We start from the raw sequence: 13959 nt of genomic DNA on the forward strand, positions 1-13959 counted from the left end.
TACGGGGCGCCTAGCGTGCGCCGCATGGACACGAAGACGACGACAGAGAAGACCGGCGAGAGCGCGGAGACCACGGAGACCGTGGAGAGCGCGAAGACCGCCGAGGCCGCGCCCGCCGAGACCCCGCTTGCCGAGGAGAGGGCCGCGGTCGTGCTCGACAAGCAGGACGGCGAGCAGGACGGCGAGCTGGTCGACGCGGCCGAGGACGCGGACGAGGACGACGAGGACGACGTGCTGTCCGCGGAGCCGGCTCCCGCCTCCGCCGGCATCGGCGGCGCCGCCGCGGCCGTGGTCTCCGCCGCCCTCGGTGCCGTCGCGCTCACCGGCACCTGGACCGGCAAGGTCGTCTCCGAGCGCGAGACCCTCATCGGACAGATCTCCACCTCCGGGTCCGGCACCCCGGCCCAGCAGATCTCCGAGATCTACGGCGACGCCTGGCACAGCACCGCCCTGGTGAACGGCGTCTTCGCGCTCGTCGCCCTGTTCGTCGCCGTCCTCGTGCTCATCCTGCCCGGGCGCCCCGCCTGGGTCCGCGCGGTCGCCGTCGCCGGCGCCGTCCTGGGCGGCCTCGGGCTGCTCCTGTCGGCCGGTACCTACTTCGACCTGTTCCTGAGCCTGCCGACCGCCGGATCCTGAGCCCGCCCCAGGCATACCTAGGGCACGCGCAGGACACCCCTAAGGCCCCCTGGGACCCGCCTAAGGACCCCCGGACCCCGAACATGCGGCACTCGCCCGATGCGGCCGCACCCCCTGGGAAACGAAAGTAGAGGCATCGCAAGGAGCGATACCGATACCGAGGAAACCAGGGAGCATCCCATGTTCGAGTTCGAACTCCACCGCATGAACCACGCCCAGCTCGTCCGTGAGGCCGCCGCCCAGCGGCTGTCCCACGAGGCCGCCGGGTCGGTCGCCTCCGCCCGGGGCCTGCGCCGTCTCGGCCGCCGGAGCGGGGGCCAGGACGCGGAGGGGCGGGTGAGCGACGGCGGACGCGGCCGCTTCGTCCGGGCCGCGTGACCACCTCATGAGCGACGGCACGGACGTCTGTGCGATGCTCGGCGCCGTGGAGACCAGGTCAGTCAGTCCCGTGTTCGTCGGCCGCGCCGGCGAACTCACCGCCCTCACCGAGGCGCTCTCCCGCGCGACCGCGGGGGAGCCCCAGGCCCTGCTCATCGGCGGCGAGGCGGGGGTCGGCAAGACCCGGCTCATCGAGGAGTTCCTCGACACGGCCTGCGGGCAGGGCGCCGTCGTCGCGCTCGGCGGCTGCGTCGAGCTCGGCGCCGACGGCCTGCCCTTCGCCCCCTTCGCCACGGCACTGCGCTCGCTCCGCCGGCGCCTCCCCGGGGAACTCACCGCCGCCGCCGACGGCCAGGAGGCGGAACTCGCCCGGCTGCTGCCCGAACTCGGCGACCCGGGCCACGACTCCTCCGACGAGGACTCCACCGCCCGCCTCTTCGAACTGACCGTACGGCTCCTGGAACGGCTCGCCGCCGACCGTACGATCGTGCTCGTCCTGGAAGACCTGCACTGGGCCGACGCCTCCACCCGGCACCTCCTCACCTACCTCCTCCGCACCCTCCGCCGCGGCCGCATCGTGGTCGTCGCCAGCTACCGCGCCGACGACATCCACCGCCGCCACCCGCTGCGCCCCCTCCTCGCCGAACTCGACCGGCTCCGCACCATCCGCCGCATCGAACTCGCCCGGTTCACCCGCACCGAGGTGCACCGCCAGCTCACCGGCATCCTCGCCGCCGAACCCGACCCCGGCCTCGTCGAGGAGGTCTTCGAACGCTCCGACGGCAACGCCTTCTTCGTCGAGGAACTCGTCGTCTCCCACGAAGCCGGCTGCGCCGCGGGACAGCTCAGCGACTCCCTGCGCGATCTGCTGCTCGTCCGGGTCGAGACGCTCACCGAGGACGCCCAGCGGGTCGCGAGGATCGTCGCCGAGGGCGGCTCCACCGTCGAGTACGGGCTGCTCGCCGCCGTCGCCCGGCTCACCGAGGACGAACTCATCGAGGCCCTGCGGGCCGCCGTCGGCGCCAACCTCCTGCTCGCCGTCCCCGACGGCGACGGCTACCGCTTCCGTCACTCCCTGGTCCGCGAGGCCGTCAGCGACGACCTGCTGCCCGGCGAACGCTCCCGCCTCAACCGGCGCTACGCCGAAGCCCTGGAGGCCGACCCCACGCTCGTCCGGGCCGACGAGCGCGCCAACCGGCTCGCCACCTACTGGTACCACGCGCACGACCCGGCCAAGGCCCTGCCCGCCGTCCTCCGCGCCTCCGTCGCGACCCGCAAGCGCCACGCCTACGCCGAGCAGCTCCGCCTCCTCGAACGGGCCATGGAACTCTGGGACGAGGCCCCCGCCGAGACCCGCGGCTCGCTCCGGCCCATGGACTACGCCGAGGCCTACCCGGCGTGCGGCTGCGACCCCGAGACCGCCGCGCTCAGCTACCTCGACCTGCTCGCCGAGGCCGCCGTCGCCGCCCGGCTCAGCGGCGACCGCGAACGCGCCCTGAAGATCTGCAGGACGGCGCTGCGCCTCCTCGACGGCGCCGAGTCGGGCGACCCCCTGCGCGCCGCCTGGTTCTGGACCGAGCGGGCCCGCCTCCAGTCCAACCTCGGCCGGGGCGACGGCTGGGAGGAGATCGCCCGCGCCCAGGAACTCGTCAAGGGCCTCCCCCCGTCCGCCGTCCACGCCGTCGTACTCGTCGGCGCCGCCGGCTGGGGCATGCTCCGCAACCCCGGACCCGACGCCCTCACCGCCGCCGAACGCGCCGTCGAGTACGCCCGCCTCGTCAAGGCCGAGTCGATCGAGCTCAACGCCCGGCTCACCCTCGGCACCCTCATGACCGCGGCGGGCGACGTCGAGGCCGGTCTCGCCGAGATGCACGCGGTACGGGAACGGACCGAGGCCCTCGGTCAGTTCACCGAGACCGCCCGTGCCCACATCAACATCTCCTCCGCCCTGGAGTCCCTCGGCCGCTCCGGCGAGGCCGTCGAACTCGCCGACACCGGCATCCGCGTCGCCCGCACCTACGGACTCGTCGACAGCGTCGGCTGGGTCGAGGCCAACCGGGCCGAGTCCCTCTTCTCCCTCGGCCGCTGGGAGGAGACCAGGGAGATAGCCGAACGAGTGCTCCGCTCGGCGACCAGCAGCAAGCCCCGAGGCTCGGCCTCCCTCCGCCTCGCCCAGCTCGCCGTCGCCCGCGGCGAACTCGACGCGGCCGGCCGCCACCTCGCCGACGCCCGCGCCGCCTACGGCAGCCGCGACGCGATCCCGCAGTACATCCTGCCGATGGCCCAGGTCGAACTCGCCATGGCCGGCTCCGAGGGACGCCTCGCGGACGTCCGGACCCAGCTGGCCGCCGCCGAACAGGCCGGCTTCCCGCCCGGCACCCACCGCTACGGCTGGCCGCTCGTCCTCGCCGCCGTCACCGCCGAGGCCGACAGCCGTGGACTGCCCGCCGCCGACGAGGGCCGCGCGGAGGCCCTCGACGCGATCCGCCGCTGCGTCCGGGGCCTCGCCGCCCCGGCCCCCGTCTGGGTCGTGTACGGCCGGCAGGTCTCCGAGGAGCTCGCCCGCGCCGAGGGCCGCGAGACTGCTGCCCGCTGGGCCGAGGTCGTCGCCGGCTACGAACCGCTGGAACGTCCCGCCCAGCTGGCCCGCGCCCACTACCGCCTCGCCGACGCCCTGCTCGTCGAGGGCGGCCACCGCGAGGAGGCCACGGCCCTGCTCCGGGAGGCCCACTCCACCGCCGTCCGCCTGGGCGCCCGCCCGCTCCGCGAGGACGTGGAACTCCTGGCCGCCCGTGCCCGCCTCTCCCTGACCGAGGAGAAGCAGGCCCCGGCACCCGCGGACCCCGGGGACGACAGCTTCGGTCTGACCCCGCGCGAACAGGACGTCCTGCGTCTGGTCGCGGCCGGCCGTACCAACCGTCAGATCGCCGAGGAACTGTTCATCTCACCCAAGACGGCCAGCGTCCACGTCTCCAACATCCTCGCCAAGCTCGGCGTCGCCGGCCGGGGAGAGGCCGCCGCCCTGGCCCACCGCCTCCACCTCCTCGACACGCCCCTCTGAACGCTCCCCTGAACGCCCCTCCGGCCCACCGGGCCCGCCGTCCGCCACCGTGTCCCCGTCCCCCGCCGCCGGGCGGGGGGCCCGTATCGTCACGCGGCCCGAGGTGAGGTCTATCGGCCCGCGCGACGGGTCGGCGTCGCCCGGGTCCTCCCTGGTCAGGGCCTGCCTGCGCAGCTCCTCCTCGGTGTGCCTGCGGCCGGGCGCGAACAGCTCCGCCAACGGGTCGAACACGGTCACCAGCTCCTTCAGCTCACCTCCAGCCGGAGAATCCTGTCGTCCCCGGCCCCGGGCGTGCCCCGGCCGTCGGTTTCGCTGGTCACCAGCCAGAGCCGCCCGCCGCCCCCCGCGAGGACTGTGCGCAGGCGTCCGTACTCCTCTGACAGGAACGCCTCGGGGTCCCCGGAGCGTTCCGCGCCGGAGAGCGGGACCCGCCACAACCGCTCGCCTCTGAGCCCGGCCATCCAGATCGCGCCCCGCGCGTACGCGATCCCGCTCGGGGAGGCCTCCGAGGTCGGCCACTGGGCCACCGGGTCCACGAACCCGGCCCGGCCGGCCTGCCCCTCGGCCTCGGGCCAGCCGTAGTTCTTCCCGGGCTCGACCAGATTCAGCTCGTCCCAGGTGTTCTGCCCGAACTCGGCCGCCCACAGACGCCCCTCGGCATCCCAGGCGATTCCCTGCACATTGCGATGCCCGTACGAATAGACCACCGACCCGGGGAAGGGGTTGCCCGGCGCCGGCTTGCCCTCCGGTGTCATCCGGAGGATCTTCCCGCCGAGCGACTCCCGGTCCTGGGCCAGGCCGGTCCGGCCCGTCTCGCCCGTTCCCGCGTACAGCATCCGGTCCGGGCCGAACGCGATCCGTCCGCCGTTGTGCACGAACCCCTTCGGGATGCCGGTCAGCACCGGCTGCGGCGCACCGAGCCGGTCGCCGTCCCCGCCCCCGTACCGCATGCGCACGATGCGGTTGTCCGACTCCGCCGTCAGATACGCGTACACCCAGCCGTCCCGCACGGCGAGGCCCATGAGCCCGCCCTCACCGCCGGGAACGACCCCCGGCACCTCGCCGAGCGAGGTCTTCGCCCCGGTCCGCCCGTCGACCCGGGTGATCGTCCGCTCGTCCCGCGAGGAGACCAGCAGATCCCCGCCGGGCAGTTCGGCGAGCCCCCAGGGCGACTTCAGCCCGTCGGTGAGCGTGCCCGCCACCGCCGCCCGGCCACCGGCGGAGGCGGTGGCGGACCCGGACGGGCTCGCCGATGCCGATGCCGATGCCGACGCCGACGTCGGCGGAGCCGTACCCGGCCGATCCTCCGTACCTCCCGAGGAGCAGCCCGCCACCAGGACCAGCACGGCCGCGCCCCACAGGGCCTTCACAACTGCAGGACGGCTCATGGCACGGTCCCCCTTCGACGAGTCGAGCGGCATCCCTTCACCCTTGATACACCGCCCGACGCGATCAGGTTCCCGACCACCGTGACCAGCCGGATCCGGCTGGTCACGCGGCCCTCAGTCCCAGGACCCCCGGGGCGCCGGAAGCGCCGCGATCTCCGCCAGGTCCTCGGCCGTGAGCCGCAGCCCGGCCGCCCGGGCGTTCTCCACGGCCCAGCGCTCCCGCTTCGCCCCCGGCACCGGCACGACGTGCCGCCCACGGCCGAGCACCCAGGCGAGCGCCACCTGCGCCGGCGTGACCTCCGCCCCGTGCCGGGCGGCCACCCGCCGCAGACCCGCCACGAGCGGCTGGTTCGCGGCCATCATCTCCGCCGTGAAGCGGGGGTGCCGGGCCCGCGGATCGTCCGGTTCGAAGCCGCCGCCCGGGGTCAGCGTCCCGGTCAGGAACCCGTTCCCCAGCGGCATCGCCGCCAGGAAGCCGACGCCCCGCGCCGCGCACCACGGCAGCAGCCGCACCAGCGCCTCCTGGGACCAGACCGAAAGTTCGGCCTCCACCGCCGCGACGGGGAACACCTGCTGGATCCGCTCCAGTTGGCGGATCGTTCCCTCATAGCCGTCACGACTGACGCCCGTCGCACCCCGCCGGGCGGACCGGGTGCCGACGGCGCACAGTCCGAGCGCCCGCACCTTGCCCGCCGAGACCAGCTCGGCCATCGCGCCCCAGGTCTCCTCGACGGGAACCTCGGGGTCCGCCCGGTGCAGCTGGTACAGGTCGATCACATCGGTCTGGAGCCGCCGGAGCGAGGCATCGCAGGCCCGACGGACGTATCCCGGCCTGCCGTTGGCGACCACATGCCGCCGTTCGCCGCCGTCGCCGACGAGCAGTCCGCACTTCGTCGAGACGAAGGCCTCCGCACGCCTCTCCTTCAACACCCGCCCCAGCAGAAGCTCGTTGGTGAACGGTCCGTACATGTCGGCGGTGTCGAGCAGGGTCACCCCGGCGTCCAGCGCCGCGTGCACGGTCCGCAGCGAGCGGTCCCCCCGCTGTTCCGAACGGCTGTACGCCCAGCTCATCGGCATGCACCCCAGGCCGATCGCACCCACGTCGAGCGCCGTCGCCCCGATAGTCCTGCGCTCCACCTGCCGGTACCCCTCCCTGTGCCGTCCCCCAAAGTAACCAATGGCGCACGGGATTCTTCGCATAGCCTCCCGCTCATGAGATGCGAAGACACGACCACTGACGTGTGGCTTCCGATTCCCGCGGACGAGATCGAAGATCTCCCCGAACCGGGCGCGTCGGGCCTGAACTACCTTTTCTGGGACGGCGGACCGGAGTTCCCGGCCGACCCGGCGCGCTGCGCCTTCTACGTCGTCCCGTACATGAAGGGCTCCGAGATCGCCGTCCGGCCGCTGGCCGCGATGACCTCGCTGCGGGTCGTGCAGACCCTGTCCGCGGGCATCGACCACGTCACCCCCGGCATCGACTCGCTGCCCCCGGGCGTCGCCGTCTGCAACGCGAAGGGCGTCCACGAGGCCAGCACCGCCGAACTCACGCTCGCGTTGATCCTGGCCTCGCTGCGCGGGATCCCCGGCTTCGTGCGCGGCCAGGACGCCGAGGAGTGGCGGGCCGGCTTCTACCCGGCCCTCGCCGACAAGTCCGTCCTCATCGTCGGGTACGGGTCGATCGGCGCCGCCATCGAGGACCGGCTCGCGCCCTTCGAGTGCGCGCGGGTGTCGCGCGTCGCACGCTCCGCGCGCACCACAGCGCGCGGCGAGGTCCACCCCCTGACCGAGCTGCCCGCACTGCTTCCGGAGGCGGACGTCGTCGTGCTCTCCACTCCGCTCACGCCCGCGACCAGGCATCTCGCCGACGCCGGGTTCCTCGGCCGGATGAAGGACGGGGCGCTCCTCCTGAACGTCGCCCGCGGGCCGGTCGTCGACACCGCGGCGCTGCTCAAGGAGGTCGAGAGCGGCAGGATCACGGCGGCGCTCGATGTCACCGACCCGGAACCGCTGCCGGCAGGGCACCCGTTGTGGCACGCTCCCGGTGTCCTGATCAGCCCCCACGTGGGAGGTTCCACTTCCGCCTTCATGCCGAGGGCGAAGCGGCTGATCGCGGGACAGTTGCGGCGGCTCGCGGCGGGTGAGGATCCGGCCAACGTCCTGCTCACCACCGGCTGAGCGGCCGTGATGGGCCGGCCGGGTGGTTCGCGCCCCCGACACGCGCCACCTGCAAGCCTCTTGGCCGTCACGGAGAGTACTGCGACCCTGTCCCTGAGTGACGGTCCTGGTGTATCGTCCCGGAGCGGGGGGACTGCGTCGAGTACGGGCTGACGCTGGGGAGCGAAGTGATGGGTCATCAGAGTCCGAGGGGGGCGACGGGTGAAGCACGGCCGAAGGACCGACGATCCGACGCGGCGACGCCGCCGCCGGCGAGCCTTCCGCGCCTCGCCACCGGCCTCGCGCATTCCGTGCCGGACCAGGTCGTGCCACACCGCGCGCCCCGCGCCGCCGAGCCAACGGACACCGGACCGGAGGCCGGGCCGCACGCCGACGCGCATGCCGGGCAGGGCGCCGGACCGCACACCGGACCGGACTCCCGAGCCGAGGGCCACGGTGCCGAACCACCGGGCACGCCCGCTCGCCCCGGCGACGCCACGGCCGCGGCCACCCGCGTCCCCGTGCCGCACGGCACGCCTGCGACGAACAGCGAGGCGCCGCATGGCGACTTCACGCCACACGGCGCCCGCGAGGCCTGCGGTGCCGCCGCATCACCGGAGTCGGTCGCCTCTGCCGTACGGCAGCCGGACGTCGTCCCGGAGTCGGTCGTCCCTGCCGTCCGGAAGCCAGGCGTCGTCCCGGAGCCGGTCGGTCCGGTCGTACGGGACCCCGCCGGCCCCCACGACTGCGACGGGCACGCTCCCGGCGGCGCCGACGAGCCGCCGGCGCGCCCGCACGACGCGGCCGGGTGCGGTGGTGCGGCGCCGGAGGGTCCGGTGACCGCGCCCGGGGCGGTCCTCGCGCCGCCGCGCCCCGTCGGTGGAGGAGGCGAATCCGGCCATCCGGATCCCGAGCGCCCCGGCATCGGCTCGGTCTTCGCGCAGATCGCCCTGGGGCTGATCTGCGCGGGCTACACGACCGGTGCCTCGCTCGGCTGGGGGTCACCGGAACTCGCGCTCTTCATGGGTGACTTCGGGCTCAGCGCCGCCGCCCTCACCGCCGCGGTCTCCTGCTTCCTCTATGCCCGCGCCCACCGCGGCAGCGCGCGCCCCGCCTGGCTGCTCTTCGCCTTCTCCTCGTTCATGGCCTCCGCGGGCAACGCCGTGTGGGGGTGGTACGAGGTCGTGCTCCGCACAGAGGTGCCGGACTCCTCCGTCGCCGACCTCTTCTTCTTACTCTTCGCACCGCCGGCCATCGTCGGCCTGCTCGTCCTGGCCAAGAAGCCCGTCACCCGGGCCGGCTGGGTCTGCCTTGCGCTCGACGCCTGGCTCATCGGGGGCTCGCTGCTCACGCTCTCGTGGAGCCTCGCCCTCGCCCGTACCGCCCACTTCCAGAACGAGCCGGTCGCCCAGGCCGCGCTGTCGCTCGCGTACCCCCTGCTCGACATCGTCCTGGTGAGCATGGTCCTGGTCCTGCACTTCCGGCGCTCCCAGGCGAACCGCTCGGCGACCAACACCGCGATCGCCGCCCTCGCCCTGACCGTCCTGTGCGACGCCCTGTTCACCTCGCCGCTGCTCCGCGAGAACTACGCCTCGGGCCAGCTGCTCGACGCCGGCTGGTTCGCCGGCTCCCTGCTGCTCGCCTACGCGCCCTGGGGGGTGCGCCGGCTTCCGGACAGCGCCACCGTCGCACGCGGGCCGTGGCTGCACAGCCGCCCGGTCGCCGGCTCGCTCGCCGCCCTCACCCCGTACCTCGCCGCCGCGGTCTGCACCCTCGGCATCCTGTACAACGTCGTCGAGGGGCGCAGGGTCGACCGGGTCGTCGTCCTCACCGGCTGCACGGTGGTCCTCGCCCTCGTCGTACGGCAGGGCATCATGCTCCTCGACAACATCGCCCTGACCCATGAACTGGCCCAGAAGGAGAACCACTTCAGGTCGCTCGTGCAGGGCTCCAGCGACGTCATCATGATCGCCGCGCCGACCGGGATACTCCGCTACGTCAGCCCGGCCGCCTCCGGGGTGTACGGACGGGACGCCGAGGAGCTGATCGGCTCCGAGCTGGCCTCGCTCATCCATCCCGAGGACCTCGGTGCCGTCGTCCACGAGGTGCGGCGCTTCCTGGCCGTCTCGCCCGCCGAGGAGCCCACCACCCGGATCGAGTGCCGCTTCCGCTCGGGCCGCGGCGACTGGCTCAACGTCGAGTCGACGGTCAACCGGCATCAGGGCGGCCTGATCTTCAACAGCCGGGACGTGACCGAACGCGTCCGGCTCCAGGCCCAGTTGCAGCACAACGCCGAGCACGACCCGCTCACCGACCTGCCCAACCGGGCGCTCTTCACCCGGCGGGTCCGGCAGGCGCTCAGCGGTCGCCGCGCCTCCGACCCCGGCACCGCCGTGCTCTTCATCGACCTCGACGGCTTCAAGGGCGTCAACGACCGCCTCGGTCACCAGGCGGGCGACGACCTCCTCGTCCAGGCCGCCCGCCGCCTCCACGACTCCGTGCGAGCCGGGGACACGGCCGCCCGGCTCGGCGGCGACGAGTTCGCCGCACTCATCCTCGGCGACGGTGGCAGTGACCAGGCCGCCCGTCAGAAGCAGGTCCAGGAGATCGCCGACCGGCTCCGCCTCACCCTCTCCCGGCCCTACCGCGTCGACGGCGGGAACGAGGTGCGGGTCGCCGCCTCCATCGGCGTCGCATTCGCCGAGCCCGGCATCGAGGCCGGCGACCTCCTGCGCAACGCCGACCTCGCCATGTACCGGGCCAAGGCGGCCGGCAAGGACCGCGTCGAGCTCTACGCCCCCCAGATGCAGGCCGAGGTGGTACGCCGGACGGAACTGGCCGCCCGGCTGCGCACCGCCCTCCACGACGGCGAGTTCGCCCTGCTCCACCAGCCGGTCGTCGACCTCGCCACCGGCCGGATCTCCGCCGTCAGCGCCCAGGCGCGCTGGCGGTCGACCCAGGGCATCCTCTTCACCCCAGCCGAGTACCTCCGGGTCACCGACGACGGCGAGCGCACCGCCGAGCTCGGCCGCTGGCTGCTCGAAGAGGCCGTCGAGCAGGCCGCCGAGCGGGCGGGAATCGGCCATCGCGCCCCCGTCTCCATCCGGCTTTCCGCCCGCCGGCTCCTCGACCGCTCGCTGCCGCTCGGCTCGGTCGAGTCGCTGCTCACCCGGCACGGGCTGCCGTCCGGCTCGCTGATCGTCGAACTCGCCGACAGCGACCCCCGGATCCCGCTCGACGAACTGGAGCAGCGCCTGGTCACCCTGCGCCGGCTCGGGGTGCGGATCGCGCTCGACGGATTCGGCAGCGGACATGTGGCGATCAACGCTCTTCGGAGGCTTCCCGTCGACATACTGAAGCTGGACCGGGGGCTCGTCGAGGGAGTGGTCGAGTCGGCCCGGCTCCGCAAGATCACCCGTGGGGTGCTCCGTATCGCCGGCGAGCTCGGGATGCAGACCGTCGCCGAGGGGGTCGACGTACCGGAGCAGGTCGTCGCCCTGCGGGCCATGGGATGCAGCCACGCCCAGGGCATGGCCTTCTCGGGCCCCCTCGACGAGTACAGGCTGCGCAGGGCCCTCGTACGGGACGAGTACCCGCTGCCCGGAGGGGTCCCCGTCCGGGTCGGAAACCGTCCCCCGTTCCGCTCAAATAATGAGACGCCCGTCCCACCCACTTGACAGTGGTGAGGGCTGAGAGGGAGGGTCAATGCCATGCGCACCCGAATTCTCGTACTTGGAAAGCGCGTCGGCTGAAGCAGGGTCACGGTAGGCCCCGCTTGAAACGCACCCGACGCGCTCCCCTCGCTTGCCTCACGGCACGAGGGGTTTTTTGTTGCACCGGCTCACCCCAAAGTCGTCCCAAACCCTCGTAAAACCCTCTGCTTCGAGAAGAGATGCTGATGACCGACCAGGCCACCGGGCACCATCCGCAGCCGCGGCCCCGTAACGGCGCGCAGCCCGCCACCACCGTCGAGCACGTCACGGGTGCGCAGTCCCTCATCCGTTCTCTCGAGGAAGTGGGCGCCGACACCGTCTTCGGCATCCCCGGCGGCGCGATCCTCCCCGCGTACGACCCGATGATGGACTCGCAGAGGGTCCGCCACATCCTGGTCCGTCACGAGCAGGGCGCGGGGCACGCGGCCACCGGCTACGCCCAGGCGACCGGCAAGGTCGGCGTCTGCATGGCGACCTCGGGGCCCGGTGCGACCAACCTCGTCACCCCGATCGCCGACGCGCACATGGACTCGGTCCCGCTCGTCGCGATCACCGGCCAGGTCGCCTCGAAGGCGATCGGCACGGACGCCTTCCAGGAGGCGGACATCTGCGGCATCACGATGCCGATCACCAAGCACAACTTCCTGGTCACCAAGGCCGAGGACATCCCGCGGACGATCGCCGAGGCCTTCCACATCGCCTCCACCGGCCGCCCGGGCCCGGTCCTGGTCGACATCTCCAAGGACGCCCTCCAGGCGAAGACCACCTTCAGCTGGCCGCCGCAGACCGACCTGCCCGGCTACCGCCCGGTGACCAAGCCGCACGCCAAGCAGATCCGCGAGGCCGCCAAGCTGATCAGCGCGGCCAAGCGCCCCGTCCTGTACGTCGGCGGCGGCGTCATCAAGGCCGGCGCCACCGCCGAGCTGAAGATCCTCGCCGAGCTCACCGGCGCCCCGGTCACCACCACCCTGATGGCCCTCGGAGCCTTCCCCGACAGCCACCCGCTGCACGTGGGCATGCCCGGCATGCACGGTGCGGTCACCGCCGTCACGGCGCTGCAGAAGTCCGACCTGATCGTCGCCCTCGGCGCCCGCTTCGACGACCGCGTCACCGGCAAGCTCGACAGCTTCGCCCCGTACGCCAAGATCGTCCACGCGGACATCGACCCGGCCGAGATCGGCAAGAACCGCACCGCCGACGTCCCGATCGTCGGTGACGCCCGCGAGGTCATCGCCGACCTGGTCCAGGCCGTCCAGGCCGAGCACAGCGAGGGCAACAAGGGCGACTACACCGCCTGGTGGAGCGACCTGAACCGCTGGCGCGAGACCTACCCGCTCGGCTACGACCTGCCGGAGGACGGCAGCCTCTCGCCGCAGCAGGTCATCCAGCGCATCGGCCAGCTCGCCCCCGACGACACGATCTTCGCCGCGGGCGTCGGCCAGCACCAGATGTGGGCCGCCCACTTCATCGACTACGAGCGGCCGGCCACCTGGCTGAACTCCGGCGGCCTCGGGACGATGGGGTACGCGGTCCCCGCCGCGATGGGCGCCAAGGCCGGCATGCCCGACCGTCCGGTCTGGGCGATCGACGGCGACGGCTGCTTCCAGATGACCAATCAGGAGCTCACCACCTGCGCCCTGAACAACATCCCGATCAAGGTCGCCATCATCAACAACGGCGCCCTCGGGATGGTCCGCCAGTGGCAGACACTCTTCTACAACCAGCGCTACTCCAACACCGTCCTGCACTCCGGCCCGGACGACGTCCAGGCGAACAAGGGCACCCGCGTCCCCGACTTCGTCAAGCTGTCCGAGGCCATGGGCTGTGTCGCCCTGCGCTGTGAGGACCCGGCCGACCTGGACAAGGTCATCGCCGAGGCCAACGCCATCAACGACCGTCCGGTCGTGGTCGACTTCATCGTCCACGAGGACGCCCAGGTCTGGCCGATGGTCGCCGCCGGAACCTCGAACGACGAGGTCATGGCCGCCCGGGGCGTCCGCCCCGACTTCGGCGACGGCGAAGACGACTGAAGCGCGGAACGAAGCAGAGCGAAAAGGAAGAGACCCAGACCATGTCCACCAAGCACACGCTCTCCGTTCTCGTCGAGAACACGCCCGGCATCCTCGCCCGGATCGCCGCCCTGTTCTCGCGCCGCGGCTTCAACATCGACTCCCTCGCCGTCGGCATCACCGAGCACCCCGACATCTCCCGCATCACCATCGTGGTCAATGTCGAGGACCTGCCCCTGGAGCAGGTGACCAAGCAGCTCAACAAGCTGGTCAACGTCCTGAAGATCGTCGAACTCGAGCCCAGCGCTGCGATCCAGCGCGAGCTCGTCCTGGTGAAGGTCCGCGCCGACAACGAGACCCGCTCCCAGATCGTCGAGATCGTGCAGCTGTTCCGCGCCAAGACCGTGGACGTCTCGCCCGAGGCGGTCACCATCGAGGCCACCGGTTCGAGTGACAAGCTCGACGCGATGCTCAAGATGCTGGAGCAGTTCGGCGTCAAGGAGCTCGTGCAGTCCGGCACGATCGCCATAGGGCGTGGCTCCCGGTCCATCACGGACCGGTCCCTGCGGGCCCTCGACCGCAGCGCCTGAGAGTCATCGGAGGTCAACCGCCGGTCC

10 protein-coding genes are annotated in these 13959 nt (G+C 72.7%); 7 read left to right on the forward strand and 3 right to left on the reverse strand.

Annotated elements, in window-relative coordinates; translation table 11 throughout:
- Positions 1-24 precede the first annotated feature (24 nt).
- The 3 genes from OG462_RS30390 to OG462_RS30400 all read left to right on the forward strand — a co-directional run bounded on the left by OG462_RS30390 (position 25) and on the right by OG462_RS30400 (position 4075).
- Positions 25-636: a hypothetical protein gene (locus OG462_RS30390; RefSeq protein WP_406062466.1), complete on the forward strand. Its 612-nt coding sequence runs from the start codon at positions 25-27 to the stop codon at positions 634-636.
- A 180-nt stretch (positions 637-816) separates the two neighbouring features.
- Positions 817-1014 carry a hypothetical protein gene (locus OG462_RS30395; RefSeq protein WP_406062468.1) on the forward strand — a complete coding sequence of 66 codons (198 nt, stop codon included), beginning with the start codon at positions 817-819 and terminating at the stop codon, positions 1012-1014.
- A 7-nt stretch (positions 1015-1021) separates the two neighbouring features.
- Complete coding sequence (locus OG462_RS30400; RefSeq protein WP_406062470.1) at positions 1022-4075, forward strand: AAA family ATPase; 3054 nt, start codon at positions 1022-1024, stop codon at positions 4073-4075.
- On the opposite strand, the gene OG462_RS30405 is transcribed toward OG462_RS30400, so the two are convergent.
- From OG462_RS30405 to OG462_RS30415, 3 genes are all read right to left on the reverse strand, one after another.
- Entirely contained in the window at positions 3959-4312 is a 354-nt protein-coding gene (locus OG462_RS30405; RefSeq protein WP_406062471.1) for a DUF6191 domain-containing protein, read from the reverse strand. The genes OG462_RS30400 and OG462_RS30405 overlap by 117 nt on opposite strands.
- An 8-nt stretch (positions 4313-4320) precedes the next feature.
- Positions 4321-5463, reverse strand: coding sequence for a PQQ-dependent sugar dehydrogenase (locus OG462_RS30410; RefSeq protein WP_406062473.1), 1143 nt, complete (start codon positions 5461-5463; stop codon positions 4321-4323).
- 114 nt (positions 5464-5577) lie between these two features.
- On the reverse strand, positions 5578-6600 hold the full coding sequence (locus OG462_RS30415; RefSeq protein ID WP_406062474.1) for an aldo/keto reductase: 1023 nt from the start codon (positions 6598-6600) through the stop codon (positions 5578-5580).
- A gap of 75 nt (positions 6601-6675) precedes the next feature.
- Here OG462_RS30415 and OG462_RS30420 point away from each other — a divergent pair, with 75 nt between their 5' ends.
- The 4 genes from OG462_RS30420 to ilvN all read left to right on the forward strand — a co-directional run bounded on the left by OG462_RS30420 (position 6676) and on the right by ilvN (position 13932).
- The gene (locus OG462_RS30420; protein WP_406062476.1) at positions 6676-7641 is read left to right on the forward strand and encodes a 2-hydroxyacid dehydrogenase; all 966 of its coding nucleotides are present in this window, start codon (positions 6676-6678) and stop codon (positions 7639-7641) included.
- Between the two features lie 902 nt (positions 7642-8543).
- Positions 8544-11297 (forward strand): putative bifunctional diguanylate cyclase/phosphodiesterase, encoded by a 2754-nt coding sequence (locus OG462_RS30425; RefSeq protein ID WP_406066786.1) that lies wholly within the window; start codon positions 8544-8546, stop codon positions 11295-11297.
- A gap of 215 nt (positions 11298-11512) precedes the next feature.
- Positions 11513-13363: an acetolactate synthase large subunit gene (locus tag OG462_RS30430; protein ID WP_406062478.1), complete on the forward strand. Its 1851-nt coding sequence runs from the start codon at positions 11513-11515 to the stop codon at positions 13361-13363.
- Between the two features lie 41 nt (positions 13364-13404).
- A complete protein-coding gene (ilvN, locus tag OG462_RS30435; RefSeq protein WP_030216183.1) occupies positions 13405-13932 on the forward strand; it encodes an acetolactate synthase small subunit in 528 nt (175 codons plus the stop codon).
- Positions 13933-13959: the final 27 nt, after the last annotated feature.

The sequence above is a fragment of the Streptomyces sp. NBC_01077 genome, assembly GCF_045162855.1.
GTDB lineage: Bacteria > Actinomycetota > Actinomycetes > Streptomycetales > Streptomycetaceae > Streptomyces.

What these genes read in the sequence shown, in the direction of transcription:
- OG462_RS30400 (WP_406062470.1), top strand. Translation starts at nt 1,022, where the DNA reads ATGAGCGACGGCACGGACGTCTGTGCGATGCTCGGCGCCGTGGAGACC.
- OG462_RS30390 (WP_406062466.1), top strand. Translation starts at nt 25, where the DNA reads ATGGACACGAAGACGACGACAGAGAAGACCGGCGAGAGCGCGGAGACC.
- OG462_RS30395 (WP_406062468.1), top strand. Translation starts at nt 817, where the DNA reads ATGTTCGAGTTCGAACTCCACCGCATGAACCACGCCCAGCTCGTCCGT.
- OG462_RS30430 (WP_406062478.1), top strand. Translation starts at nt 11,513, where the DNA reads ATGCTGATGACCGACCAGGCCACCGGGCACCATCCGCAGCCGCGGCCC.
- ilvN (WP_030216183.1), top strand. Translation starts at nt 13,405, where the DNA reads ATGTCCACCAAGCACACGCTCTCCGTTCTCGTCGAGAACACGCCCGGC.
- OG462_RS30420 (WP_406062476.1), top strand. Translation starts at nt 6,676, where the DNA reads ATGAGATGCGAAGACACGACCACTGACGTGTGGCTTCCGATTCCCGCG.
- OG462_RS30410 (WP_406062473.1), bottom strand. Translation starts at nt 5,463, where the DNA reads ATGAGCCGTCCTGCAGTTGTGAAGGCCCTGTGGGGCGCGGCCGTGCTG.